This window comes from Streptomyces sp. NPDC059649, assembly GCF_042734445.1.
GTDB lineage: Bacteria > Actinomycetota > Actinomycetes > Streptomycetales > Streptomycetaceae > Streptomyces.
On the sequence record NZ_JBHWDV010000003.1, the window covers coordinates 250722 to 277115 of the forward strand.

24 protein-coding genes are annotated in these 26394 nt (G+C 69.5%); 10 read left to right on the forward strand and 14 right to left on the reverse strand.

Annotated features, from left to right (window positions below):
• Nucleotides 1-26: 26 nt before the first annotated feature.
• On the reverse strand, nt 27-1247 hold the full coding sequence (locus ACFV1J_RS06950; protein ID WP_385856201.1) for an MFS transporter: 1221 nt from the start codon (nt 1245-1247) through the stop codon (nt 27-29).
• 307 nt (nt 1248-1554) lie between these two features.
• Here ACFV1J_RS06950 and ACFV1J_RS06955 point away from each other — a divergent pair, with 307 nt between their 5' ends.
• Complete coding sequence (locus tag ACFV1J_RS06955; protein ID WP_385856431.1) at nt 1555-1989, forward strand: MarR family winged helix-turn-helix transcriptional regulator; 435 nt, start codon at nt 1555-1557, stop codon at nt 1987-1989.
• Nucleotides 1990-2117: 128 nt separating this feature from the next.
• Nucleotides 2118-2570 carry a GNAT family N-acetyltransferase gene (locus ACFV1J_RS06960; RefSeq protein ID WP_385856202.1) on the forward strand — a complete coding sequence of 151 codons (453 nt, stop codon included), beginning with the start codon at nt 2118-2120 and terminating at the stop codon, nt 2568-2570.
• A 9-nt stretch (nt 2571-2579) separates the two neighbouring features.
• Here ACFV1J_RS06960 and ACFV1J_RS06965 read toward each other — a convergent pair whose 3' ends face one another.
• From ACFV1J_RS06965 to ACFV1J_RS06990, 6 genes are all read right to left on the reverse strand, one after another.
• Nucleotides 2580-3338 (reverse strand): TetR/AcrR family transcriptional regulator, encoded by a 759-nt coding sequence (locus tag ACFV1J_RS06965; protein WP_385856203.1) that lies wholly within the window; start codon nt 3336-3338, stop codon nt 2580-2582.
• Between the two features lie 482 nt (nt 3339-3820).
• Nucleotides 3821-4966, reverse strand: coding sequence for a pyridoxal-phosphate-dependent aminotransferase family protein (locus ACFV1J_RS06970; RefSeq protein ID WP_385856204.1), 1146 nt, complete (start codon nt 4964-4966; stop codon nt 3821-3823).
• Between the two features lie 91 nt (nt 4967-5057).
• On the reverse strand, nt 5058-6521 hold the full coding sequence (locus tag ACFV1J_RS06975) for a serine hydrolase domain-containing protein (RefSeq protein ID WP_385856205.1): 1464 nt from the start codon (nt 6519-6521) through the stop codon (nt 5058-5060).
• Nucleotides 6522-6572: 51 nt separating this feature from the next.
• The gene (locus ACFV1J_RS06980) at nt 6573-7343 is read right to left on the reverse strand and encodes a hypothetical protein (RefSeq protein ID WP_385856206.1); all 771 of its coding nucleotides are present in this window, start codon (nt 7341-7343) and stop codon (nt 6573-6575) included.
• Nucleotides 7344-7373: 30 nt separating this feature from the next.
• Complete coding sequence (locus ACFV1J_RS06985; protein WP_385856207.1) at nt 7374-8693, reverse strand: MerR family transcriptional regulator; 1320 nt, start codon at nt 8691-8693, stop codon at nt 7374-7376.
• A gap of 119 nt (nt 8694-8812) precedes the next feature.
• Nucleotides 8813-9781, reverse strand: a complete 969-nt coding sequence (locus ACFV1J_RS06990; RefSeq protein ID WP_385856208.1) for a helix-turn-helix domain-containing protein — start codon at nt 9779-9781, stop codon at nt 8813-8815.
• Nucleotides 9782-9879: 98 nt separating this feature from the next.
• On the opposite strand from ACFV1J_RS06990, the gene ACFV1J_RS06995 reads away from it, so the two are divergent.
• Nucleotides 9880-10728, forward strand: a complete 849-nt coding sequence (locus ACFV1J_RS06995) for an NAD(P)H-dependent oxidoreductase (protein ID WP_385856209.1) — start codon at nt 9880-9882, stop codon at nt 10726-10728.
• A gap of 116 nt (nt 10729-10844) precedes the next feature.
• Here the strand turns inward: ACFV1J_RS06995 and dnaB are convergent, their stop codons facing one another.
• Entirely contained in the window at nt 10845-12323 is a 1479-nt protein-coding gene (gene dnaB / locus ACFV1J_RS07000) for a replicative DNA helicase (RefSeq protein ID WP_385856210.1), read from the reverse strand.
• A 459-nt stretch (nt 12324-12782) separates the two neighbouring features.
• Here dnaB and ACFV1J_RS07005 point away from each other — a divergent pair, with 459 nt between their 5' ends.
• Nucleotides 12783-14120 (forward strand): MATE family efflux transporter, encoded by a 1338-nt coding sequence (locus ACFV1J_RS07005; protein WP_385856211.1) that lies wholly within the window; start codon nt 12783-12785, stop codon nt 14118-14120.
• Nucleotides 14121-14161: 41 nt separating this feature from the next.
• A complete protein-coding gene (locus ACFV1J_RS07010; protein ID WP_385856213.1) occupies nt 14162-15028 on the forward strand; it encodes a trypsin-like serine peptidase in 867 nt (288 codons plus the stop codon).
• An 84-nt stretch (nt 15029-15112) separates the two neighbouring features.
• Here the strand turns inward: ACFV1J_RS07010 and rplI are convergent, their stop codons facing one another.
• The 4 genes from rplI to rpsF all read right to left on the reverse strand — a co-directional run bounded on the left by rplI (nt 15113) and on the right by rpsF (nt 16889).
• Nucleotides 15113-15559 (reverse strand): 50S ribosomal protein L9, encoded by a 447-nt coding sequence (rplI, locus tag ACFV1J_RS07015; RefSeq protein ID WP_385856214.1) that lies wholly within the window; start codon nt 15557-15559, stop codon nt 15113-15115.
• Between the two features lie 18 nt (nt 15560-15577).
• Nucleotides 15578-15814, reverse strand: coding sequence for a 30S ribosomal protein S18 (gene rpsR / locus ACFV1J_RS07020; RefSeq protein ID WP_003978893.1), 237 nt, complete (start codon nt 15812-15814; stop codon nt 15578-15580).
• Between the two features lie 108 nt (nt 15815-15922).
• Nucleotides 15923-16516 carry a single-stranded DNA-binding protein gene (locus tag ACFV1J_RS07025; RefSeq protein WP_385856215.1) on the reverse strand — a complete coding sequence of 198 codons (594 nt, stop codon included), beginning with the start codon at nt 16514-16516 and terminating at the stop codon, nt 15923-15925.
• Nucleotides 16517-16598: 82 nt separating this feature from the next.
• Complete coding sequence (gene rpsF / locus ACFV1J_RS07030; protein ID WP_006604399.1) at nt 16599-16889, reverse strand: 30S ribosomal protein S6; 291 nt, start codon at nt 16887-16889, stop codon at nt 16599-16601.
• A gap of 228 nt (nt 16890-17117) precedes the next feature.
• Here rpsF and ACFV1J_RS07035 point away from each other — a divergent pair, with 228 nt between their 5' ends.
• The 3 genes from ACFV1J_RS07035 (at nt 17118) to ACFV1J_RS07045 (ending at nt 19790) form a co-directional block, all read left to right on the forward strand.
• Nucleotides 17118-17435, forward strand: coding sequence for a hypothetical protein (locus ACFV1J_RS07035; protein ID WP_385856216.1), 318 nt, complete (start codon nt 17118-17120; stop codon nt 17433-17435).
• 139 nt (nt 17436-17574) lie between these two features.
• On the forward strand, nt 17575-18693 hold the full coding sequence (locus tag ACFV1J_RS07040; protein WP_385856217.1) for a lipid II:glycine glycyltransferase FemX: 1119 nt from the start codon (nt 17575-17577) through the stop codon (nt 18691-18693).
• Nucleotides 18694-18758: 65 nt separating this feature from the next.
• Nucleotides 18759-19790, forward strand: coding sequence for an alanine racemase (locus ACFV1J_RS07045; RefSeq protein ID WP_385856218.1), 1032 nt, complete (start codon nt 18759-18761; stop codon nt 19788-19790).
• An 89-nt stretch (nt 19791-19879) separates the two neighbouring features.
• Here ACFV1J_RS07045 and ACFV1J_RS07050 read toward each other — a convergent pair whose 3' ends face one another.
• Complete coding sequence (locus ACFV1J_RS07050; protein WP_385856219.1) at nt 19880-21361, reverse strand: glycosyltransferase family 87 protein; 1482 nt, start codon at nt 21359-21361, stop codon at nt 19880-19882.
• 131 nt (nt 21362-21492) lie between these two features.
• The gene (locus tag ACFV1J_RS07055; RefSeq protein WP_385856220.1) at nt 21493-24153 is read right to left on the reverse strand and encodes a transglycosylase domain-containing protein; all 2661 of its coding nucleotides are present in this window, start codon (nt 24151-24153) and stop codon (nt 21493-21495) included.
• A 361-nt stretch (nt 24154-24514) separates the two neighbouring features.
• Between ACFV1J_RS07055 and ACFV1J_RS07060 the strand changes: the two genes are divergently transcribed.
• On the forward strand, nt 24515-25195 hold the full coding sequence (locus tag ACFV1J_RS07060) for a helix-turn-helix transcriptional regulator (protein ID WP_385856221.1): 681 nt from the start codon (nt 24515-24517) through the stop codon (nt 25193-25195).
• Between the two features lie 46 nt (nt 25196-25241).
• On the forward strand, nt 25242-26324 hold the full coding sequence (locus ACFV1J_RS07065; RefSeq protein ID WP_385856222.1) for an inositol-3-phosphate synthase: 1083 nt from the start codon (nt 25242-25244) through the stop codon (nt 26322-26324).
• Nucleotides 26325-26394: the final 70 nt, after the last annotated feature.

Genomic DNA, 26394 nt, shown 5'->3' on the forward strand with positions numbered 1-26394 from the left:
CGTAGTTGTACGGGCCGCCGCGGGCATCAGTAGTGCGCCGCTGCCACGGGGTCGTCGGCGACCGTGGTGGCGCCGCCAGCGGCCACGACCTGGCCACGGCCCGTCTGACGCCGCTCCAGGGCGTGGGCAAATATCGCCACACCGAGCGCAATAGCCGTCATCAGCGCACCGACCCAGTTGGGTGCGGTGTAACCGAGGCCCGCCGAGATGACCAGCCCACCGAGCCAAGCGGCCAGCGCATTGCCGAAGTTGAAGGCCGCGATGTTGCCGGCCGAGGCGAGCGTGGGCGCGGCGGCCGCCTGGTCCATGACCCGCTTCTGCAGCGGCGGGACGGTCGCGAAGCCGAAGATGCCGATCAGCGCGATGGTGATCGTCGCGGCGATCTTGTCGTGCGCGGTGAAGTTGAACGCGGCCAGCGAGAGCGCCAGGCCCGTCATCGACACGTACAGCATCGGCATCATGGCGCGGTCGGTGAAACGGCCGGAGACCAGGTTTCCGCCGACCATACCGAGGCCGAAGATGGCCGTCAGCCAGATGACGGAGGACGGGGCGAAGCCGGTGACCTCGGTCATCATCGAGGCGAGGTACGTGACCGCGGCGAAGACACCGCCGAAGCCGAGGATCGTCATCAGCATGGCCAGGCCGACCTGTGGGTTACGGAAGACCGCGAGCTCACTGCCGATGCGCGAGGCGGCCTTCGCCTGCTGCGCCGGAATCAGCTTGATGATGCCGAGCAGACCGATCACACCGAGCGCGGTGATGGCGTAGAAGGTGGTCCGCCAGCCGAACTGCTGGCTGAGCATCGTGCCGGCCGGGACACCCACGACGTTGGCGATGGTCAGGCCGCTGAACATCAGCGAGATGGCGGTGGCGCGCTTCTGGGGGGCGACGAGGTCGGCGGCAACGATGGCGCCGATGCCGAAGAACGCACCGTGTGTGAACGCGGAGACGATCCGGCCGGCGAGCATGAGCCAGAAGCTGGGCGCGACGGCCGTGAGCAGATTGCCCACGATGAACAGGCCCATCAGCAACATCAGCATCTGCTTGCGCGTGAAGCGCGTGCCCAGCGCCGTCATGAGCGGGGCGCCGATGACCACACCGAGGGCGTAGAGGGTGGTCGCGTATCCGGCGAGAGGGATGGAGACACCGAAGCCGGCCGCCATGTCGGGCAGCAGGCCCATGACCGCGAACTCGGTCGTTCCGATCCCGAAAGCACCGATGGCAAGAGCCAGGAGTGCGAGAGGCATGACGGATCCCTTCGGATGATTGTGTCCGTCCCTTACGAGCGTCCACAATAATTGCAGACGCGGGTTAATTGCAAGCGCTGGATATTTCGCCGGTGCCCTATCCTGGATCGTGCGCCCCATGAGGAGGTCTTCGATGACGCAGCAGACGCGCGAGAAGCAGGCAGCTCGGCCGCAGGCGAAGGCCGCGAGGGCGGACGCGCCGCAGGTGGAGGCCACGGCCACTGCACCGGAGCCCCCGGACACCGCGGCGGCCTCGGACACCGCGGAGACCGCTGCGCCCGGCAGCCCGCCGGCCGCCACGCCCACCCTGGCCCAGGGCTGGTGCGCGCTCTCGGCTCTGCACAGCCGCATCGAGTCGCACATCGAGCGCGCCCTGCAGGCGCAGCACGATCTCAGCGTCCGTGAGTTCTCGGTCCTCAACGTCCTCAGCGAGCAGCACGACGGACCGGGCGGGCATCTGCGGATGAACCAGGTCGCGGACTCGGTCGTGCTCAGCCAGAGCGCCACCACCCGCCTCGTGACCCGTCTGGAGGACCGCGGCCTGCTGTCCCGCTACCTGTGCCCCGACGACCGGCGTGGCATCTATACGAACGTCACGCCTGAGGGGCTGGCCCTCCTGGTCGAGGCCCGGCCGACGCATGACGGGGCGCTCTGCGAGGCCTTGCAGGATGCCGCCCAGCGACCCGAGCTGGCACCGCTGGTCTCGGCGGTCCAGACGCTCGCGCCGTCGTCGCAGGACTGATCGGCGAGCCGGCGGGGCAGGGCTGGCCGACAGCCCGTTGTGGCGGGCTGACCGGCGTGTTCTCATCGACTGGACTGGTCGGCGGCCAGGTCGGCGCGGCGGAGGCGGCGAGGCATAAGGTCGCGCCCATGAGCGACATCGAGATACGCCGCGCCACCGAGGCCGACCTGCCCGCCATCGTCGCGATGCTTGCCGACGACCCGTTGGGCGCCGCCCGCGAATCGCCGGACGACCTGGCTCCGTATATCGCCGCCTACACGGCGCTGGCCGCTGACCCGAACCAGCACCTGATCGTGGCGGCGCGCGAAGGACGGACGATCGGCACGCTCCAACTCACGGTCATCCCCGGCCTGTCCCGGCGCGGTGCCACCCGCTCGATCATCGAGGGCGTACGCGTGCACCGCGAGGAACGCAGCAGCGGCCTCGGAACCCAGCTCATCGAGTGGGCGATCGCCGAATCACGCACGCTGGGCTGCCGGATGGTGCAGCTGACCTCCGACGCCACCCGCGTCGACGCCCACCGCTTCTACGAGCGCCTCGGCTTCGAGGCCTCCCATCTGGGGTTCAAGCTGATGCTGTGAGGGACGGCGTCACATCCGCCGGGTCCGGCCCCGCGCCCGGTGTGCCCGCTGCCGGCAGGCCCCACCGCAGTAGCGCGCAGGGCGGCCGGTACGGGCCGGTTCGATCACCGTTCCGCACTCCGCACACCGCGTTTCGTTACGGTTTCCGGGCGAACCAGGCAGTTTCGTTACCGCGTCATGGGTGCGCAGCGCATCACACATCAGCACCGTCATCCGGCCCGGCGCCCCGCCGTCCACGTCCGATCCGGCGCGGACCTGCTCCATGGAGAGACAGCCCACCAGCAGCGCCTTGAGGTCGGCGAGCCCGATGTCGAGCCGTACCGCGCCGGTGAGTTGGGCCCTCCTGAGCAGGGATTCCAACGCCTCGTCGAAGTCCCGGCCGACCTCCGGCGACGGCGCGAAATGACCCGTGCCGGCCGCCTCCAACGCGTCACACAACGCCTTGTTCCGTGACGCGAGGCGCACCACCGAGGACAGATAGCGGAAGAAGACCGCGCCGGGGTCGTCGACATCCACCAAGTCCCTTGCGGTGTCGGTGAAAAGCTCGATCCGCTCGACGACCGCCGCCCTGAAAAGTGCTTCCTTGGAGGGGAAATGGCGGTAGACGGTGCCCGCGCCGACCCCGGCTCGGCGGGCGATCTCCCCGAGCGGCACCCCCAACCCCTGTTCCTCGAAGGCCGATCGAGCCGCCTGGAGCACCAGCGCCCTGTTGCGCCGCGCATCAGCCCGCCCGGGCGCAAGACCGCGCCGGGCACCACTCTCCGCCATCGCCGGACCTCCTGAAGCCCCTGCCCAACCGCTTCGCGCACTCCGCACTTCCAACCGGGTCGCTCATTCCGATTCTATGAGAGCGTTTGGACATGATCGTTAAGGGACTCACGACGAGGTAGCGAGGAAGGGTGAGCCGTCGAGTACACGAGCCGGGGCTCGGGCATGAGCGAGAGCCGTCAAACGCTGCGGAGGAAACCTCCAGCGCGTGGGGATCTTCGGCATTCAGCCTGTCGCTGTAGCACCTGGCGCGCCACCGGAGTACGCCCGATCGGGCTCGCCTCCAGGCTCCGCGCCACAGCCATCAGCGGCCAACTACCTTGGTGCGCAGTCGACTTGGCGCACAGAAACGGGCCCGTTGAGGAGCACTTCGGCTACCCCGGGCCCGAGCGAGTGAAGCTGGTTTCACGTGAAACGGCGGCGCATGGCGCCTCCGCATGGGGTCGTGTTTCACGTGAAACACGACCCCGGTCCGACATCCCTCAGCCGGCGGACACCTCGTCCCATGCCTCGCCCGCCGCAACGGCTCCGCCCTCCGCATCCACCGAGACGCCCAGCGCACGAAGCCCGCCGGCCAGCGCCACCAGCGAGGCCCTGACCACGGCGAGGTCGGCGGCACGACCGTAGTGGTTCACCCGGATCATCTCCTTGGCCAGCGTGCCCGCCGCGGCCTGCACGGGTACCGCACCATCCACCGCGAGGGCGGCGGCCACGATCTCCCGGGCGTCGACTCCCTCGGGCGCGCGCAGGGTTGTCGCGGCCGGCGCCGCGTCCTCGTCACGCACCACGTACGGGGTCAGCGCTCCCAGGACCCGTACGCCGGCCCGGGTCGCCGCTGCCGCTGCCCGGTGCCGGGTGATGACGGCGTCCAGCCCCTCCGCCTCGATACGGTCCGCGGCCTGCTCCAGAGCGAGCATTTCCAGTTGGGCCGGTGCGTGCGGCAGAGCCGTACGCCCGCCGTCGAGCCAGCGTTCCTTCCAGTCCAGCAGCGACAGGTACGAACGCCGCGGGGCCTGCTCATTGGCGGCGATCCGCTCCCACGCCCGGGCGCTGACCGAGGCCACGGACACTCCGGCGGGCCCGGCCAGTGCCTTCTGTCCGCCGATGACGCACAGGTCCACACCCCACTCATCGGTCAACAGCGGCTCGGCACCGACCGAAGCGACCGCGTCCAGCATCAGCAGCGCACCGTGCTCCCCCACCACGGCACCGATCTCGGCGACGGGGTTGGTGTTGCCGGTGGCCGCCTCGGCGTGCACCAGGCTCACAAAGTCGATCTCGGGGTTCTCACGGAGCGCCTCGGCCACCTGTCGGGGGTCTACGGCCCCGGTGAAGGGTGCGGAGAGGGTGACCACCTTGGCGCCGCAGGAACGCAGCCAGCCGCCGAAGGTCTCGCCGTAGGGGCCGGTGATGATGTTGAGGGCGGTGCTGCCGGGCCGTACGGCGGACCGGATGCAGGCCTCCAGCGGCAGCAGCGCCTCGCCCTGCATCGTCACGACGTCGCAGCGGGTGCGCATCAGTGCGGCGACCTTGTCCTCGATGCGCGCGAAGTGGGCCGCGGTGAGGGGCGGCAGGTCGAGCAGGTCGGGGGCGGCGGTGTTCGCGGTCGGATCAGACACGGCAGTCATGGGGCCTTCCAGCGGTAGCGAGCCGCCTCGGCGCGGCTCCTGACATCGCATTCGACTGTACGTCCGGAGTCCGCGCCGCCGCGTACGGGCTTCAGACCCGCCAGCCCTGCGGGTCCACTCCACCGGGCACCGGTCCCGACGGCTCGTAGGGGCCGCGGGTGAAGACGAAGGTGCCGAGGTCGAGATGGCTGACCGCGCCCTGCTCGTCCCGCACCACCGTCAGCGTCTCGCCCGCGTAGTAGCCGTCCAGGCCGGCCCAGGTGCCGTCGTCCTGGGCCCGGAACCGCGAGGCCCGTCCCACACCGGACAGGGGGGCGAGTTCCAGCTCGCGGTCGGCCCGCAGCCGCAGCACATGCGGGTTCGCGCCCCAGTACCAGGGCCCGGTGAGCGCCAGCAGATCCGGATCCAGCGGTCCGGACAGCGGGCGCCAGGGCTCGGGGATCCGAGGCTCGTGTGCGGTGACGATCCCGGCCAGATCGGCGGCGATGGTGGGGACCGAAGGGCCCGAGGTGCAGTTCGCCAGCACGATCGCCGCCACCTCCTCCTCGGGGTCGGTCCACACTGTCGCCAGGAATCCGGGCATCGAGCCGGTGTGGCCGGCCAGCCGGCGCCCTTCCCGCCGTACGAGCTGGATGCCCAGCCCGTACCCGGCGTCCCAGCCGTTCTCCTCCGGCGGCACCGCGGGTGTGCGCATCTCGGCCACGGTCGCCGCACTCAACACCCGGTCGTCTCCGTGCAACAGGAAGGCCGCCCAGCGGCACAGGTCGTCCGGCGTCGACCACAACTGCCCTGCCGGCCCCATCAGTCCGGTGTCGTGGGCAGGTTCGGGCAGCAGCGCATCGGCCCACGGATGCACCGCCCAGCCGTCCGCGTGGGGCGCCTCGGGCTGCGTCGTCGTACGGACCATGCCCAGGGACTGAAGGACCTCGGCCCGCAGCACCTCGTACCAGGGCCTGCCGCCCCGAAGCCGTTCGACCACCGCGCCGAGCAGGGCGTATCCCGGGTTGGAGTAGTGGTGCCGACGTCCCGCCGCGAGCCGCTGCGGGCGGTCATCGAACAGATCGGCTGGCTCGGGGCGCAGCTCGCCCGCGGTCCGCTCCCACCACGGGCTACGCGGCTCGGCCGTCAACCCCGAGGAATGGGAGAGGAGTTGGGCGATCGTCGCCTCCGGCACGGGACTGCCCTTGAGGTGCTTGCTCACGGGATCGTCCAGACACAGCAGGCCTTCGTCGCGCAACCTCATCACGAGGACGGCGACCAGCGTCTTGGTGAGCGAGCCGATCCGGTACTGCACATCGCCGTGCGGCGCCTCCCCCTCGACCGAGCCCCGGCTCCCTGTCCAGACCGCTTGTCCACCGCGCACCACCGCCCCCACCATCGAAGGCGCCCGCCCCTCGGCCTGCCCGACGGCCAGCCGGCGCAGCAGCGCCCGCCGCGTCTGCGGCAACAGCTCCGTGAATGAGTCAGAGGCCTCGGCCCTTACCGGCCCCCGGTCCACCGGCCGGGGAGCGTCCCCTACGGACTCGTGTGACTCCGCGGACTGGGTGACGGTCATGGCGTGCTCCTCAACGATGGGTCCGACTCGGCCGGCCCCCATCCTCACCTCTCACTGCAGCCCCGTCGCCCCGATCACCGCGCCCAGTTCGGTCTGCTCGTCCGCCGGCAGCCAGCGTGCCGCATGCACCATGTGCAGCGCGGATCGCAGGCGTACGCGGTCCGCTTCCGTTCCGAGGTGGCCGAGATACGCCGGGAGGGCCAGTCCCAGCGCCTTGAGATCGGCCCGCGCACACCAACGCGCCAACAGCTCCCGGATGCGTCCGTCGACCTCGGCGTCGAGGGGCTGGGGCGAGGCGGCGCTGGGCAACGTGGCGGCCTCCGATGCTTCGGCAGATACCGCGCCGGCGGTCGCCCGCAGGCCCTCCGCGATCGCAAAGCGGTTCCAGTCGCTGTACTGCCCGTGGCGGCCGTAGTCCCTGTATTGGTCTCCCTGGTCGCCCTGCTCACCCTGGTCGTGCCGGCCTCCGGGCGCGTCACACACCCGCTCCGCAGCCCTTAGGAAGTAGTGGTGAGCGAGTTCGGGGCGGTCGAGCCGGCGATAGGCATGTGCCATGTTCAGATACAGCGAGGGATAGAACTCCCGAACGCGCTCGTCCGCGACGCGATCGGCGCGGTCCAGGCATTCCTGGTTCCACCGCAGCGTGTCCTCCGCCGACTCCTGGTGCCGCGCGAGATAGTGCGCGGCGATGCACGCCTCATAGTCATCCGCGGCGATCTCCCAAGCCCGCTGGAAGAGTTCGCGCGCGGCTTCCGCCCGCCCCTCCGCCTCGGCCTGCATCCCTTCCCCGCACAACCGCACCACGGGCAGTTCCGGATCCATCCTCCCGCTCCCCTTCTGCGTCATCGCCCCTCAGCCCTCCCCTTCGGCGCCACTCGCTACGGCGTTCACGCCCCCGCCCCTCCCCTGACCGCCGGGTCCACGTACAGGCATCACCAGCGTCGTGAAACTTCCCTGGTCGGCGGAGCGGAGCACGACCGGCCGGTCCGTCGAGGCGATCTCCATCAGCGCATCAGGCCCTACTCCGGTCTCCAGGGCAGGCACGAGGACCGCCGGGTCGAAGGCGATGCGGAGTGCGCTTCCCGTAAGGACGGCCCTCAGACGGACGGGCTGCCTGGCCCCGCCCGTCACCTCCACCGTCTGCACGGCCCCCGGGTCGCCTGTCGCCGTTTCACGTGAAACATCGAGGAGTCCGTCGCATGTTTCACGTGAAACGGCCCGCTGCCTCCCCTCGGCCTCTGTCCGCCCGCCGCCCTCGCGCTCCTGCTCGTCCCTGGCAGCGATCGACAACAACGCCACCCCCGACCGCCCTGCTACCGCGTCCCGCAGCCCCACCCGGTCCACGATCAGTCGATGGCGCTCCTTTCCCACGCCCTGCAGCACCAGTCGATAGTCCGGAAACCTCGCCAGGTCCTCAGTACCGAGCGCCTGGCCGGATGCCCCGCCCGCGGTGTCGACGGACTCCGGCACCTCGCGCCAGTCCGCTCCGCTCCGCAGTCGGACGCCCGCCGTCGCCCTGTCGCACTCCACGTCCACAGACACCTGCCGTACGGCCCACTCCGCCAGGTCCCGTGCGGTGTCCGCACCGATGAGGACCTGCCGTGGTCCGCCCGCGAACTCCTGCGGCCGCAGCACCCGCACCGCCAGTCGATAGCGGTCGGTGGCGATCAACCGCACTTCGCCATCGGCGAGTTCGAGCGCCACACAGCCCAGTACGGGGAATTGTTGAGCGACCGAGCCTCGCGCCGCCGCCGGTGCCACCTGCCGTACGGCGCTGGCGAGCTCGGCACCGCCCACCCGCGCCCGCGCCCAGCCATTGCCGTACGCCGCCTCACCGGGCACTTCGCGCAGAAACCCCGCCACCACCGCGTGCGCCTCGTCGGCGGTCCGCCGCAGCCGTTCCAGATGCTCACGGAGTACGTCCCGTGCCGCGTCCTGCGGGCCGTCCAGGACCACCGCGACATCGACCAGCGACAACCCCGCCGCCCGCAGGCGGCGCAGCCGCACCGCCCGCGCCGCCTGGTCCGCGGCGTAGCGCCGATAGCCGGTTACGCCGTCCACCTGGGCCGGCCGCAGCACCCCGCAGTCGTCGTAGAACCGCAGGGCGCTCGGCGCCAGGCCCACCTGCCGCGCGAACGCGCCGATGCTCAACAGCTCGCCGGTATCGTCCATGCACGCGATTCTGGAGCTTCAACCCACCTGAAGGTCAAAGCCCGGAATCGATCCCACGGAGGCCAGCCGTCGGCGACGCTCCTGTTGCTGTCATCCCGGGCAACGCGCCTGGGGCCGCCTCATGCCGGCGAGGCGGCGGTCGCCATCCGGGCGAGGGCGACGGCCTCACCGCTGCCCTCCTCGGCGCTGAACACATGCACCACGAGGCCCGTCTCGCCCGGTGCGGCCGGCACATGCAGCGTCTCGTAGTCCAGGGTGAGCAGCCCGGCCTCCAGATGCCGCAATTGCTTGCGTCCGGCACCGCACATCACGACCTCGCCGCTGTCCCAGATTCGCCGGAACTCCGCGCTGTGCGTGGACAGTTCGGCGATGAGCGCGGCCAGTTCGGCGTCCTCGGGGTAACGGCCCGCGGCGACCCGCAGCTGGCCCACGGCCTCCGCTGCCCTGGCCTGCCACTCGGGATGGACGTCCCGCGAGGCGGGGTCGCGGAAGAGGTACCGGGCGTTGTTCCGGTCGCGGCGGGCCGGGTCGGCCAGGCCACCGATCAGCTCGCCGCCCAGGTCGTTCCACGTCACCACGTCGAGACGATGGTTCGTCGCGAAGGCCGGGAGGTCACCCATGGCGTTCAGCATCCGCCGCAGCACCGGGCTGACCCGGACCGCGGGCGCAGGGCCCCGGCGGGCATCGGCCAGCGTGGCGAGGTGCCTGCGCTCCGCCGCGTCGAGGCCGAGCGCGCCGGCGAGGGCGTCGAGCACCTCGGGGGACGGCTGGGTGTTGCGGCCCTGTTCGAGGCGCACGTAATAGTCCACGCTGATCCCGGCGAGCTGGGCCAACTCCTCACGGCGCAGCCCCCGCACCCGACGTCGCCGGCCGCCGGTGAGCCCGACGTCCTCCGGCGCCACCCGTCCCCGGCGGGCCCGCAGAAAGCTGCCGAGCGCGCGCCGGGTGTCGCCGACCCCGTCGATGCGGTCGGGCCCGTCGCCGTCGCCAAGCCGGTCCCCGCTCCGGGCCGCAGCTTCGTACCTGGTCCCGCTCCCGGCTCCGGGGCGCCCGCCGCCTGTCCGCTCGATGTGGTCCGCACCGTCCATGTGCTCAAGTATGGGTGGCCCTTGCGTTACCAGGATCGCCGTTCCGCCGGTTGAAGCGGGTTCTGGTTGGCAGGCCGCGCACAGGAGAACGTGGCCGCATGACCGCAGCCACACCGCAGCAGCCGAAGAAGATCCTCGTCGTCAGCGCCCATCCGGAACCCCGTTCGCTCAACGCCGTTCTGACCGGTTCCGCGGTCGATCACCTGCGTACGGCCGGGCACGAGGTGCGGGTGTCCGACCTCTACGCCATGAAGTGGAAGGCGACGGTGGACGCCGATGACTTCCCCGACCACGCCGCGGACCAGCGGCTGCGGGTGATGGCTGCCTCCCAGCAGGCCACCCTGGCCGGGCGGCTGGCGCCCGACATCGCGGCCGAGCAGGAGAAGGTGCGCTGGGCGGACGCGGTGATCCTGCAGTTCCCGATGTGGTGGTTCTCGGTGCCCGCCATGCTGAAGGGCTGGATGGACCGGGTGTTCACCAGCGGGTTCGGGTACGGCCCGGCAGTCCCGCCGCCCTACAGCGAGGGTGCCCTGGCGGGCCGGCGGGCGCTGGTGTCGGTGACGATCGGCGCCCGGGAGTCCGCGTTCTCCGAACGGGGCATCCACGGGCGGCTGGCCGACGTCCTCCACCCGCTCCAGCACGGCCTGTTCTGGTTCACCGGCATGACACCGCTCGAACCGTTCGCGGTGTACGGCGCGAACGACATATCGCAAGAGCAAGTCGCAGCGGCAAAGCGGGAGTTCACGCAACGCCTCGACGGGCTCTTCACGGACGAACCGGTCCCGTTCCGGTCACTCGACGGCGGTGACTACGGGCGCGATATGCGGCTGCTGCCGGGCGTGGAGGCACCGGGGACGGGCGGACTCGACATCCACCTCCGACCGGACGCGGACGCCCGCCCGGACACCGGTATCCGCCCAGGCGGCCCCACCCGCCTACGCGGTTGAGCACACCGGCGGTGCGGCCGGCCGCGGACACAGCACCCCCGCCCACCGCCACCGTCCGCCGCCTCGCCGAGAACACCGGCCCTCGGACGTCGCTCGCCGGCGTGAGGTGTGCGTCGTCAGGTCTGCGCCATGTCCACGAAGCGTGAGTAGTGGCCCTGGAAGGCCACCGTGATCGTGGCCGTCGGGCCGTTACGGTGCTTGGCCACGATCAGGTCGGCCTCGCCCGCGCGTGGGGATTCCTTCTCGTAGGCGTCCTCGCGGTGCAGCAGGATGACCATGTCGGCGTCCTGCTCGATCGAACCGGATTCGCGGAGGTCCGACACCATCGGCTTCTTGTCCGTGCGCTGCTCGGGGCCACGGTTCAGCTGGGAGAGCGCGATCACCGGGAGCTCCAGCTCCTTGGCCAGCAGCTTGAGGTTACGGGACATGTCCGACACCTCCTGCTGGCGGCTCTCGGCGCGCTTGGAGCCACCGGACTGCATCAGCTGGAGGTAGTCGATGACCACCAGCTTGAGATCGTTGCGCTGCTTGAGCCGGCGGCATTTGGCGCGGATCTCCATCATCGACAGGTTGGGCGAGTCGTCGATGTAGAGCGGCGCCGCGGAGACGTCCGGCATCCGGCGGGCCAGCCGCGTCCAGTCGTCGTCCGTCATGCTGCCGGAGCGCATGTGGTGCAGCGCCACCCGGGCCTCGGCGGACAGCAGGCGCATCGCGATCTCGTTGCGCCCCATTTCCAGCGAGAAGATCACGCTGGGGAGGTTGCTCTTGATGGAGGCGGCGCGGGCGAAGTCCAGCGCGAGGGTGGACTTACCCATGGCGGGCCGCGCGGCGATCACGATCATCTGGCCCGGGTGCAGGCCGTTGGTCAGGGAATCCAGGTCGGTGAAACCGGTCGGCACGCCGGTCATCTGGCCCTGGCGGGAGCCGATCGCCTCGATCTCGTCGAGGGCGCCTTCCATGATGTCGCCGAGCGGGAGGTAGTCCTCGCTGGTGCGCTGCTCGGTGACGGCGTAGATCTCCGCCTGGGCGCTGTTGACGATCTCGTCGACGTCGCCGTCCGCCGCGTATCCCATCTGGGTGATGCGGGTGCCGGCCTCGACCAGGCGGCGCAGCACGGCGCGCTCATGGACGATCTCGGCGTAGTACTCGGCGTTGGCGGCCGTCGGGACGGACTGGACGAGGGTGTGCAGGTAGGAGGCGCCGCCGACCCGGCCGATCTCGCCGCGCTTGGTGAGCTCGGCGGCGATGGTGATGGGGTCGGCCGGCTCGCCCTTGGCGTAGAGGTCGAGGATCGCCTGGAAGACCAGCTCATGGGCGGGGCGGTAGAAGTCCTCACCCTTGAGGACCTCGACGACGTCCGCGATGGCGTCCTTGGACAGCAGCATGCCGCCGAGCACGGACTGCTCGGCGTCCAGGTCCTGCGGGGGGACCCGCTCGAAGCCGCCGGACCAGGAGCCACCGCCGTCGTCGTCGCGGTCCGGCCGGTCCCCGCGGCCGCGGCCCTTGCCGTCGGACCGCCGGGAGCGGGCGGCCGGCAGCAGGTCGCTGGGGCCGGAGCCCGCCCAAGGGTCCTCCATGGGCTCGGGAATGCTCACCCCGGCACCTCCTCCCGTCCGCGGCGCGGACCTTGCTGTGCGCTTCCTTCTTACGGCACAGCTCTGACAATCGAGACGCCCGACTCCGGTTACGGCGCGTCGAGTTCGGACGTGGTCTCAGGCCGGAAACGGGCGGCGGGCGCCGCACCACGGTAGGCCCGCGGGCACCGTCCGCCAATCTGGTTATCCACAGGCCGTGTGGATGACTGGCCTCCAGCTGTGGAGAACTCCCCGGATCCTGTGCACGGGGCGGGGGAAACTTCTGTGGACAAGCACACAATCACCTCGCCCCTACCGCTCTGACCTGCGACTTTCTCATCCATAGGCTGTGGGGGAGAAAAACTTCCACCGCCTGTTCAAGATCGCGACAAACGGCACGGAGAAGACGGCGCCGGACCACGCAAAGTAAGGACTGCAATAGGTTTGCATCTCTTACCTGTGGAAGATTAGATTGAGTGCATGACACAGGCTCCCGCGACCACGCGGCGCACCGCCCGCCGCCACGACCGCGAGATCATCGCCCTCGCCGTGCCCGCCTTCGGCTCCCTGGTCGCGGAACCCCTCTTCGTCATGGTCGACAGCGCCGTCATCGGCCACCTCGGCACCCCCCAGCTGGCCGGCCTCGGCGTCGCCGCCGGACTGCTCACCACCGCCGTCTCCGTCTTCATCTTCCTCGCCTACGCCACCACCGCCGCGGTCGCCCGCCGGGTCGGCGCCGGCGACCTGCCCGCCGCCATCCGCCAGGGCATGGACGGCATCTGGCTCGCCCTGCTGCTCGGCGCCGCGGTCATCGCCACCGTGCTGCCCACCGCCCCCTGGCTGGTGGAAGCCTTCGGCGCCTCCGGCACCGCCGCGCCGTACGCCACGACCTACCTGCGCATCAGCGCGCTCGGCATCCCCGCGATGCTCATGGTGCTGGCCGCCACCGGCCTGCTCCGCGGCCTCCAGGACACCCGGACCCCGCTCTACGTCGCCCTCGGCGGCTTCTCCGCCAACGCCGTCCTCAACGTCGGACTGGTCTACGGCGCCGGCCTCGGCATCGCCGGCTCCGCATGGGGCACCGTCATCGCCCAGTGCGGGATGGCCGCCGTCTACCTCGCCGTCGTCGTCCGCGGCGCGCGCCGGCACGGCGCCTCGCTGCGCCCCGACGCGGCGGGGATCCGCGCCTCCGCCCAGGCCGGCGTACCGCTGCTGGTCCGTACGCTCTCGCTGCGCGCGGTGCTGCTGATCGCCACCGCCATCGCCGCCCGGATCGGCGACGCCGAGGTCGCCGCCCACCAGATCGTGATCACGCTGTGGAACCTGCTGGCCTTCGCGCTGGACGCGATAGCCATCGCGGGGCAGGCCATCATAGGCCGCTACCTCGGCGCCGGGGACCGGGCCGGCGCCCGGGCCGCCTGCCGCCGCATGGTGCAGTGGGGCATCGCCTCGGGCCTGGTCCTCGGCCTCCTGGTCGTGCTCGCCCGCCCGCTGTTCATTCCGCTGTTCACCTCCGACCCCGCCGTACGCGGCCCGCTGCTGACCACGCTCCTGGTGGTGGCCGTGACCCAGCCGGTGTCCGGCGTGGTCTTCATCCTCGACGGCGTCCTGATGGGCGCGGGGGACGGCCCGTATCTCGCCGGGGCGATGGTGCTGACGCTGGCGCTGTTCACTCCGGTCGCGCTCGCCGTACCCGCCTTCGGCGGTGGTCTGGTCACCCTGTGGTGGGCCATGGCCCTGATGATGACCGTCCGCATGCTCACGCTCTTGCTGCGCACCCGGTCCGGCCGGTGGATTGTGACCGGAGCCTCCCGTTGAAGCATCTCCCGTAACACTCCGCGCATGTCGATAATGACGGGGTGCGCGCGCTTGCCAGGAAGTCCTTGCTGCCCATGACGTTCATCGTCGTCATGGCTGCTGCCGTGGCGGGATACGCCTCGGACGAGTCGGATACGAGCAGCAGGGCAAGCGGGCGGAGCAGCTTCGGCAAGTCCGGCGAGTCGGGCCAGGACCCGCAGGACCAGGACCCCGCCGCGACCGCCCCGGCCGATGACGGCAACGCGTACACCCCCCGCAGGACCGAGCAGAACGCCCGGGTCGGCGTGGTCTTCGAGAAGAACGACTCCGGCGATCACTTCTGCACCGCGAGCGTGGTCCAGAGCCCGGGCCGGAACATGCTGATCACGGCCGCACACTGCGCCTTCGACGCCGAGGCCGGGCACACGGTCGACGACCTCGTCTTCGCCCCCGACTACCGCGACGGCGACGAGCCCACCGGGCTGTGGAAGATCAAGAAGGTGGTCCTCGACGACCGCTGGGCCAAGTCGCAGGACGAGGACCTCGACGTCGCCTTCCTTATCCTGGACAAGAAGGACGGCAAGAACATCCAGGACGTCCTGGGCGGCAACACCCTCGGCATCGACCGCGGCTTCGACAACGAAGTCAAGATCACCGGCTATCCCACCAGCCGCGACACCCCGATCTCCTGCCAGAACCGCACCACGAAGTACAGCGACACCCAGATGCGCATCCAGTGCACCGACTTCGAGGGCGGTACGAGCGGCAGCCCCTGGCTGGCCGACTACGACCCCAAGAGCCACACCGGCACGGTCATCGGTGTCCTCGGCGGCCACGAAGGCGGCGGCGACCAGGACGACGTCTCGTACGCGGCGTACTTCGACGACGACATCGCCGCGCTGTACAAGCGGGCCCAGGGCGACGACTGAGCCCGTCCGCCCCGGCGACCGCGGACCGCACGGCGAAGGGCCGCACCCCAGGACGGGGTGCGGCCCTTCGACTCGGTGCTGCGATTACGCGGCGACGACCTCGACGCCCAGCTTCGCGACGACCTCGGCGTGCAGACGCACGGAGACCTGGTGCGCGCCCAGGGTCTTGATCGGCGAGCCCAGCTCGACGCGGCGCTTGTCGACGTCCGGACCACCGGCAGCCTTGATCGCCGCAGCGACGTCGGCCGGGGTGACGGAACCGAACAGGCGGCCCGCGTCGCCGGCACGCACGGCCAGCTTCACGTTGACGCCCTCGAGCCGGCCCTTGACCTCGTTGGCCTGCTCGATCGTGGCGATCTCGCGGATCTTGCGACCGCGGCGGATCTGCTCGACGTCCTTCTCGCCACCCTTGGTCCAGCGGATCGCGAAACCACGCGGAACCAGGTAGTTACGGGCGTACCCGTCCTTGACGTCAACGACGTCACCGGCGGTGCCGAGGCCGGAGACCTCGTGGGTAAGGATGATCTTCATTTGTCGGTCACCCTTCCCTTATCGCGCGGTGGACGTGTAGGGCAGCAGCGCCATCTCACGGCTGTTCTTCACGGCCGTGGCGACGTCACGCTGGTGCTGCGTGCAGTTGCCGGTCACTCGACGGGCACGGATCTTGCCGCGGTCGGAGATGAACTTCCGCAGCAGGTTCGTGTCCTTGTAGTCGACGTAGGAGATCTTCTCCTTGCAGAACACGCAAACCTTCTTCTTAGGCTTGCGAGCAGGCGGCTTCGCCATTGTCTCTCTCCAGTGAGTTCAAGAAGTTTGTGCTGACGCCCTCAAGGCCGCCGCCCGTTTCACGGCGCCGTTTCACGTGAAACAACGCAGTGCCGAGCCGATACGGACCTAGAAGGGCGGCTCGTCCGAGTAGCCACCGCCGGAGCCGCCGCCCCAGCCACCGCCGCCACCCTGCTGGCCACCGCCAGCAGGTCCGCCGGTCGCCCACGGGTCGTCGGCGGGAGCACCGCCGCCGCCCTGCTGGCCGCCGCCGGAGCCACCGCCCCAGCCGCCGCCACCCTGGCCGCCCTGGCCACCGCCCTGACCGCCGCCGAAGCCGCCGCCCTGGCCACCGCGACCGCTGGTCTTGGTGATCTTGGCCGTGGCGTTCTTGAGGCTCGCGCCGACTTCCTCGACGTCGAGCTCGTAGACCGTGCGCTTCACGCCTTCGCGGTCCTCGTACGACCGCTGCTTGAGACGGCCCTGGACGACCACACGGGTGCCCCGCGTAAGGGACTCGGCGACGTTCTCGGCCGCCTGCCGCCACACCGAGCAGGTCAGGAACAGGCTCTCGCCGTCCTTCCACTCATTGGTCTGGCGGTCGAAGGTGCGGGGGGTGGACGCGACGCGGAACTTCGCGACCGCCGCACCGGACGGGGTGAAGCGCAGCTCGGGGTCGTCGACAAGATTGCCGACGACCGTGATGACGGTCTCGCCTGCCATTAGGGGAACCTCTCGGCGGGTGTGCTGCTGGCTGCTGGTGTTGCTGCTACTCGGACCCGGTTACCGCTGGACGCTGACGCGTTCAGTGGGTCTCGGGACGGAGAACCTTGGTCCGGAGGACCGACTCGTTCAGGTTCATCTGACGGTCGAGCTCCTTGACGACCGCAGGCTCGGCCTGCAGGTCGATGACCGAGTAGATGCCCTCGGGCTTCTTCTTGATCTCGTACGAGAGACGACGACGGCCCCAGGTGTCGACCTTCTCGACCTTTCCGTTGCCCTCACGGACGACGGAGAGGAAGTTCTCGATCAGCGGGGAGACAGCGCGCTCCTCGAGATCGGGGTCGAGGATGACCATCACCTCGTAGTGACGCATGGTGAACCCACCTCCTTTGGACTCAGCGGCCACGGTCGTTCCGTGGCAGGAGGGTCATATGCGTTCCGCGCCGAGCCGGACCGGTCATCGGACAGACATGGGCGCAGACGGTACACAGTACCTGCCTGAAGTCTTCCGGTTGAAATCCGCCCGGTACACCCCCCAATCTGGAACACAATGGGTGTGAGCGGCGTTACAGTGCGCCGCCCCTGTCATCGGAGGTGCCGCATGGCACAGGCAGCCAGGATCCAGCGCAGTCTGCTCTCGCTTCTCAACAGCGACGGCAAGGACCATCCCGTAGAGAACACCTTCGCCCTTGTCACCGTGGTGCTCGGCGCGATCGCCGCCTTCACCACTCTCTCTCCCAGTCTGCATCTGGTCAGTTCCTGGGTCGGCCTGGTCGGAATCGGCACCGGCCTGTGGGGTCAGTTCATCTCGTCGACGACGGGTGAGCGCTTCCTGTTGATCATCGGGCTCGGAGCATCCGGCTTCGGGTTCTTCCTCGGCATGGCACACGGCGGCCTCTTCGGCGGCCTCATCGGATAGCCGCCCGGCCCCGGTGCCGCTGCGGCATACGGGGCCCCGGCACGTATGGCCCAGACGGGGCGCTCCCCGGTCACAGTAGGCTTCGGCGCGAGAGCCGGAGCCCCGAACAAGGGGACACACCTGCCGAGGAGCGCCCCGCATGAGCCTGACCCTGAGGACCATCAGTCGAGAGCAGCATCTGGCATACATCCAGAGCCTGCCCGCGGCGAGCCACATGCAGGTTCCGGCCTGGGCGGATGTGAAGGCCGAATGGCGTTCGGAGAGCCTGGGCTGGTTCGACGCGAGCGGTGAGCTGGTCGGCGCGGGCCTGGTGCTCTACCGCCAGCTGCCCAAGATCAAGCGCTACCTCGCGTATATGCCCGAGGGGCCGGTCATCAACTGGTTCGCGCCGAATCTGGAGGACTGGCTGCAGCCGATGCTCAGCCACCTCAAGCAGCAGGGCGCCTTCTCCGTGAAGATGGGCCCGCCGGTGATCATCCGGCGCTGGGACTCCGCCGCGATCAAGTCGGGCATCCAGAACCCGGACGTCAAGCGGCTCCGCGACGTCGAGGCGACGCACATCGAGCCGCGCGCCTTCGAGGTGGCCGACCGGCTGCGCCGCATGGGCTGGCAGCAGGGCGAGGACGGCGGCGCCGGCTTCGGTGACGTCCAGCCCCGTTACGTCTTCCAGGTGCCGCTGGCCGACCGCTCGCTGGAGGAGGTCCACAAGGGCTTCAACCAGCTGTGGCGCCGCAACATCAAGAAGGCCGAGAAGGCCGGCGTCGAGGTCGTCCAGGGTGGCTACGACGACCTGGCCGAATGGCAGCGGCTCTACGAGATCACCGCGGAGCGCGACCGCTTCCGCCCGCGGCCGCTCGGTTACTTCCAGCGCATGTGGACGGCCCTCAACAGCGAGGACCCCAACCGCATGCGGCTGTACTTCGCCCGCCACAACGGCGTGAACCTCTCCGCGGCGACCATGCTCGTCGTCGGCGGCCACGTCTGGTACTCCTACGGCGCCTCGGACAACATCGGCCGCGAGGTCCGGCCCTCCAACGCCATGCAGTGGAAGATGCTCCAGGACGCCTACGCTCTGGGCGCCACGGTCTACGACCTCCGCGGCATCAGCGACTCGCTGGACGAGAACGACCACCTCTTCGGTCTGATCCAGTTCAAGGTCGGCACGGGTGGGCAGGCAGCTGAGTACCTCGGTGAGTGGGACTTCCCGCTCAACAAGCTGCTGCACAAGGCGCTCGACATCTACATGTCCCGCCGCTGACCGCTCCACCGCACCGTCCGTACTCCTGACACACCCCAGCCACGAGAAAGGTTCCGGGCCCGGCCATGGCGCTCACCCTCTACGTCGACACCGCGCGCTGGCGGGCGCATCAGCAGAGCGTTCTCCAGCAGTTCCCCGGGCTGGTCCCGGTCTGCAAAGGCAACGGTTACGGCTTCGGCCATGAGCGGCTCGCCGAGGAGGCCACCCGTCTGGGTTCCGACATTCTCGCGGTCGGGACGACCTACGAAGCGGCCCACATCAAGGACTACTTCAGCGGTGACCTGCTCGTCCTGACGCCGTTCCGGCACGGCGAGGAGCCGGTGCCGCTGCCCGACCGGGCGATCCGCTCGGTCTCCTCGGTCGAGGGCGTGGGCGGCCTGGTCGGCGCCCGGGTCGTGATCGAGGTCATGAGCAGCATGAAGCGGCACGGTGTCCGGCCGGAGGACCTGCCGAAGCTGGCCACGGCCATCGAGGACGTCCGGCTCGAAGGCTTCGCGATCCACCTGCCGCTGGACCGCGCCGACGGGTCCGACGCGGTCGAGGAGGTCATCGGCTGGATGGACCGGCTGCGGGCCGCTCGCCTCCCGCTGCACACCATGTTCGTGAGCCACCTCAAGGCCAATGAACTCGCCCGTCTCCAGCAGCAGTTCCCGCAGACCCGGTTCCGCGCCCGGATCGGGACCCGGCTCTGGCTCGGCGACCACGACGCCACCGAGTACCGCGGTTCGGTGCTGGACGTCACCCGGGTCGCCAAGGGCGAGCGCTTCGGCTACCGCCAGCAGAAGGCGGCCTCCGACGGCTATCTGGTCGTGGTGGCCGGCGGCACCTCGCACGGCGTGGGGCTGGAGGCGCCCAAGGCGCTGCACGGTGTGATGCCGCGCGCCAAGGGGGTCGCCCGGGCCGGTCTGGCGACCGTCAACCGCAACCTCGCGCCGTATCTCTGGGCCGGCAAGCAGCGGTGGTTCGCCGAGCCGCCGCACATGCAGGTCTCGATCCTGTTCGTGCCGGCCGACGCGCCGCAGCCGCAGGTCGGCGAGGAGCTGGTGGCCCATCTGCGGCACACCACCACGCAGTACGACCGCCTCGTGGACCGCTGAGCCGGTCCGCAGCCCACCTGACGGACGACGGGCCCGGTGCCGCAGAAGCGATCTGCGGCACCGGGCCCGTCGCGTGGGGGCCGGCCGGCTCAGTCGCGTGCCACGCCCCAGCGCACCTGTGGTGCCTTCTCGAAGTGCACCGCATGGCGCGGCGGATGGTACGCCCGCCCGAGCACGAAGGCATCGGGGCTGCGGTCCAGGACACCGCCCGACGGGTCGTCGTCGCCGTCCCTGCGGACCACGTCGCGCTCCGGCATCAGGATGTCCCGGACGACCAGCGCGCACAGGTAGAAGGTGCCCAGGAGGTGCAGCGCGATGGCCAGTTGGTAGCCCTCCGGCGGCAGTCCCTGGTGCTTGTCACCGTTGCCGGTGTACGCGAGGTACATCCAGATGCCGAGGAAGTACATGACCTCACAGGCCTGCCAGACCAGGAAGTCCCGCCAGCGCGGCCGGGCCAGCACGGCCAGCGGCGTCAGCCAGAGGACGTACTGCGGGGAGTAGACCTTGTTGGTGAGGATGAACAACGCCACGACGAGGAAGGCGAGTTGGGCGAAGCGCGGCCGGCGCGGCGCGCAGAGGGTCAGCAGGCCGATGGCTCCGCAGCCCAGGATCATCAGCAGCGTGGCGTAGGTGTTGGCGTTCTCCAGCGTGGCGCCGGTGCGCTGGGAGATCAGCAGCCAGACCGAGCCGAAGTCGATGGGCCGCTGCTGGCTGAAGACGTAGAACTTCGCCCAGCCCTCACGGATGTGGAAGCCCGTCGCATCGTGCGTGATCATCACCGGCAGGTTCACCACCAGCCAGGACGCCACCGCGCCCGCCACCGCCTTGCCGTAGGCGCGCCAGGCCCCCGCCCGCCAGCACAGCACCAGTAGCGGCCCCAGCAGAAGCGCGGGGTACAGCTTGGCCGCGGTCGCCAGACCGATCAGGACACCGGCGGCCAGCGGGCGGCTGCGGGACCACATCAGCATCCCGGCGGCCGTCAGGGCGATCGCGAGCAGGTCCCAGTTGATGGTGGCGGTGAGTGCGAAGGCCGGCGCCAGCGCCACCAGCAGGCCGTCCCAGGGCCGCCGCCGGTGGGTACGGGTCACGCACACCGCGATGACGGCGGCGCAGATCATCAGCATCCCGGCGTTGACCAGCCAGTAGATCTGCTCGCGGAACTGGAGGTCCCCGCTGTGCGGCGTCATCCAGGAGGCGACCTCCATGAAGACGCCGGTCAGCACGGGGTATTCCAGATACTCCATGTCGCCGGGCAGCCGGTCGAAGTACGGGATCAGTCCGTCGGCGAAGCCACGGCCCGCGTAGAGATGGGGGATGTCGGAGTAGCAGGCATGGGTGTACTGGCTCGTGGCGCCGAAGAACCAGCCACCGTTGTAGCAGGGCAGCTTCTGCACCATGCCGAGCGCGAACATCCCGATCGCGACCAGTGCGATGACCCGTACCGGCGTCAGCCAGTTCGTGCCGAGCAGTGCATGCCGGCCGATCGGCCCTCCGATCAGCTCGCTGCCGGCCGCCGCCACCTCGTCCCGCTTCGTCGGCCGCACCGGCTCGTCCTGTCGCACGCTCGTCATGGGCCCATCCTGCCGTACGAGCAGGGGCAGAACATGGCGAAGCCCCCGCCCGGTCAAGCCGGACAGGGGCTTCGTCGGCGCCTCCGTTTCACGTGAAACATCGCGCTGTTTCACGTGAAACGGTCGCGGGGTCAGCCTTGCGGGCCGCCGAAGATCCCTCCACCTCCGTTGGTATCAGTGGGATCCGGTGTCGGAGTCGTGTCTCCTCCGGTACTGCCGCCCGGTCCGCCGGTGCCGCCGCCCTTTCCTCCGCCGTTGCCGTTACCACCGGTGTTCCTGCAGGTGGGGTCGAACGGCGAGCAGGTGTCGGTCGGCGACGGGCTCGGGCTGTCGCTCGGGGGAGCGGACTCGGTGGGCGTCTCGGACGGGGTCGCCGACGGCGTGTCGGACGGCGTGGGCGTCGGCGTCGGGGCCGGCATCCCCGCCTCGTCCGCCTTCTGCCCGATGGGCGTCGCCGGGGGGAAGTCCTCCGGGACAACGCCGTTCATCGCCTGCAGCATGTACTCGGTCCAGACCTCGGTGGGCAGTGCGCCACCGTGGATCGAGTCGAAGCCGCCGACACCGTTCATGGACAGCTGACGCGGGTTCTGGGCGTCCTCGCGGAACATCGTGATGGCCGTCGAGAGCTGCTTGGTGTAGCCGACGAACCAGGCCGACTTGTTCTCGTCGGTGGTACCGGTCTTGCCCGCGGCCGGCATGTTCAGTCGGCGGGCCGCCTTACCGGTGCCGTTCTGGATGACGTTCTTGAGGACCTTGGTGACGTTGTTGGCGATGTTGGAGTCCATCGCCGTCTCCTGCTTGGGCTTGTCGAAGCCCTGCACGTCCACGCCCTGGGACGTCACCTTGGTCACCGAGTACGGCTCCACCTTGGTGCCCGAGTCGGCGAAGGTCGCATAGGCATCGGCCATGCGGATCGCACTTGGTGTGGAGGTGCCCAGCGCGAAGGACGGGTTGAGGTTCTTGTCGAAGCTGCCCGGCGAGATACCGCAGGCCGCCGCCATGTCCCGGACCTTGTCCATGCCGACGTCCATGCCCAGCTGGACGAAGGGCGTGTTGACGGACTGTTCCATCGCCTTGACCAGCGGGATGTAGCCCCAGCGGTGATTGCTCTCGTTCTCCTGGTAGAAGGGCGAGTTGTCCTTCTTCAGGACGTAGCTGCCATCGGCGTTCTTCACCTTGAGGTGATCATTGCCGTTGTAGAGGCTGTCCGGCGAGAGCCCCTCGGGCCGGGTCTTGGGGACGCCGTACTTCATCGAGGCCGCGAGCACGAACGGCTTCCAGGTCGAGCCGACCGGCACACCGAAGGTGTCGGCGTTGTTGCTGAAGTGGCCCTTGTCATAGCCCTCACCGCCGTAGAGAGCGACGATCTTGCCGTCTCCCGGCACCACGGACGCGCCACCGAACTGGACGAACTTGTCCTTCTGCCGCGTCTTCGGGTCGATGTAGCGCTTGTCGACCTTCTTGACCGCGGCCTCCAGCTCCCGGGTCTTCTTCTCGTCGAAGGTGGTCCGGATCGTGTAGCCGCCCTTGTCGAAGCGGGCCTCGGCGATGCCGGCGTGCTTCAGGACGTACTTCTTGGCGACGTCCATCAGATAGCCGATCTGACCGCTCTTGCTGGCCACGGGCTTCGGCCGGATGGGCTTCGGGAAGCGGTCCATCGTGTACTTGGCCCGCTTCTTCTTCGACATGAGGTGGTTGGCGACCTCACGGTCCAGGATCCACGACCAGCGGGCCTTGACGCGCTTGGTGTTCTCCGCCGCCGACGCTCCCGGCCCGGTGCCGCCCGCGGGGTCGTACAGGTTGGCGCCCTTCAGGACTGCCGCGAGGAACGCCCCCTCGTCCGGCGTGAGCTTCTTCGCGTCCTTGCCGTAGTACGCCTGGGCGGCGGCCTGGATGCCGTACGCGCCGCGGCCGTAGTAGCTGGTGTTCAGGTAGCCCTGGAGGATCTGCGGCTTGTCCATCTTCCAGCCGACCTTGATCGCGATGAACAGTTCCTTGAACTTGCGGTCCAGGGTCTGCTCCTGGCTCAGCATCGCGTTCTTCACGTACTGCTGGGTGATGGTCGAGCCACCCTGGGTCTCACCGCCCCTGGCCATGTTCAGCAGGGCGCGGGCGATACCCATCGGGTCGACACCGGAGTCGGTCCGGAAGGACGCGTTCTCCGCCGAAATCGCTGCATCCTGCATCGACTTCGGGATCTCGTCTATCGTCACGTTCTGACGGTTCGTCTCACCGTCACGGGCCATGACCTTGCCGTTGGCCCAGAGATAGACGTTGTTCTGCGACTTGGCCGCGTCGCTCTCACTCGGCACCTTCACCATCGCGAGCGCCACACCGGCCGCCCCGACCATCAGTCCGAGGAAGCCGATACACAGGCTGGCGACCTGCTTCCAGGACGGGACGAACCGCCGCCAGCCGAACTTGTTGGCACGCGGATAGTCGATGAACCGCTTCTTGCCGGGCGTGCCGCCACCACCACGGCCGCGGCCGCGACCTCCCTCGGGGCCCCCACCGCCACCGCCACGACGGCCTCCGCGACCGCCGCCACCGGCGCCCATCGCGGCGGTGTCGGGCGCCCGGCGGCGGCCGCCGCGCTGGGCGGCTCTGCGGGCCTCGGCCCGCCCGCCCAGCCTCGGCTCCTGCCCGGGCGGGCCGGAAGGGGAGGTCGGGCCGGCAGCGGAGCCATGCGAAGGGGCGGCACGGCGCCCTGCCCCTGACTGCGGTGCGGCGCGTCGGGCCGCGGCACGTCCGCCACTCTGCGGCTGTGGCGGTTTGCGACGGTGCTCGCTCATGGAACGGATACTCCTCGGGCAGGCGCGCTATCTCGTCGCCTGAAGGCGGCAGTTGTCTTCAGGTCCCCCCGATGCGCGGCCCGCCCCTGGGGCGCGAGCCGCACTACACCGAGGACGGGGACGTCTGATATCGGCCCGCGGTTCCCGGCAGTCTGCATGCCGCACAGACTACGCACGGCCAAAACCTGCCCAGTGTTGAAATTCACTCCAAATCAGTCAGGTTGGATGGCACGAATCAGTGATGTGACGCCGTTCACCGTCCCCCCTCTTGCTCCACCCCAGGGCCCGTTCTATCGTCCTGATGTATCGAGTCGATACATCAGGACGGCATAAAGAACGCACCGGGCCGAGGAGGCGGAGGATGACCAGACGTTCCGGCATCCTTGAGTTCGCCGTCCTCGGCCTGCTCCGTGAATCCCCGATGCACGGCTATGAGCTGCGCAAACGGCTCAATACGTCCCTCGGGGTGTTCCGTGCGTTCAGCTATGGCACCCTCTATCCCTGCCTCAAGGCGCTGGTCGCGAACGGCTGGCTCACCGAGGAGACGGACAGTGGCCCGGAGGGTGTTCCCGCCGCGGCGCTGACCGGGCGGCGGGCCAAGATCGTCTACAGATTGACCGCAGCGGGCAAAGAACACTTCGAAGAACTGCTCGCCCACTCCGGTCCCGATGCGTGGGAGGACGAGCACTTCGGCGTCCGCTTCGCATTTTTCGGCCAGACGTCGCGGGACGTACGGATGCGAGTGCTGGAAGGCCGCCGCAGCCGGCTGGAGGAACGCCTCGAGAAGATGCGCACCTCCTTGGCCCGGTCCCGCGAGCGGCTGGACGACTACACCCTCGAACTGCAACGCCACGGCATGGAGTCCGTGGAGCGTGAGGTCCGCTGGCTGAACGGGCTCATCGAGAGTGAGCGTGCCGGCCGCGACCAGCACGCACCGGATCCCGCAGCACAGCACAAGAAGAACCAGTCAGGAGATACGGGCGGCCTGCCCCGGCACCGGGGTGGATCCCGGCCGGATCCGTCCGATGACACCACCACATGAGGCACTGCGCTGCAGTTCCTCATCGAGAACACAGGGAGCAACCGGAATGGGTTCGGTTCGCGTAGCCATCGTCGGCGTGGGCAACTGCGCCGCCTCGCTGGTACAAGGCGTCGAGTACTACAAGGACGCCGACCCGGACAGTCGCGTGCCCGGCCTCATGCACGTGCAGTTCGGCGACTACCACGTGCGTGACATCGAGTTCGTGGCCGCCTTCGACGTCGACGCCAAGAAGGTCGGCCTCGACCTCGCGGACGCCATCGGCGCGAGCGAGAACAACACCATCAAGATCTGCGACGTGCCGAACTCCGGCGTGCAGGTCCAGCGCGGCCACACCCTCGACGGCCTGGGCAAGTACTACCGCCAGACCATCGAGGAGTCCGCCGAGGCTCCGGTGGACATCGTCCAGGTCCTCAAGGACACCCAGGCGGATGTGCTGGTCTGCTACCTCCCGGTGGGGTCCGAGGACGCGGCGAAGTACTACGCCCAGTGCGCCATCGACGCCAAGGTCGCCTTCGTCAACGCCCTCCCGGTCTTCATCGCCGGCACCAAGGAGTGGGCGGACAAGTTCACCGAGGCCGGTGTCCCGATCGTCGGTGACGACATCAAGTCGCAGGTCGGCGCCACCATCACGCACCGTGTGATGGCCAAGCTCTTCGAGGACCGGGGCGTCATCCTGGACCGCACGATGCAGCTGAACGTCGGCGGCAACATGGACTTCAAGAACATGCTGGAGCGGGAGCGGCTGGAGTCCAAGAAGATCTCCAAGACCCAGGCCGTCACCTCCCAGATCCGCGACCGCGAAATGGGCGAGGACAACGTCCACATCGGTCCCTCGGACTTCGTGGCCTGGCTGGACGACCGCAAGTGGGCCTACGTCCGCCTCGAAGGCCGCGCCTTCGGCGACGTCCCGCTCAACCTGGAGTACAAGCTCGAGGTCTGGGACTCCCCGAACTCCGCGGGCGTCATCATCGACGCGCTGCGTGCCGCGAAGATCGCCAAGGACCGCGGCATCGGCGGCCCGATCCTCTCCGCGTCCTCGTACTTCATGAAGTCCCCGCCGGTCCAGTACTTCGACGACGAGGCCCGCGAGAACGTCGAGAAGTTCATCCGGGGTGAGGTCGAGCGCTGAGGCGCCGGTCGCATCCACCCTTCGCAGGCCCCCGGGTATTCCACCCGGGGGCCTGCGGGCTGTGTGAGGC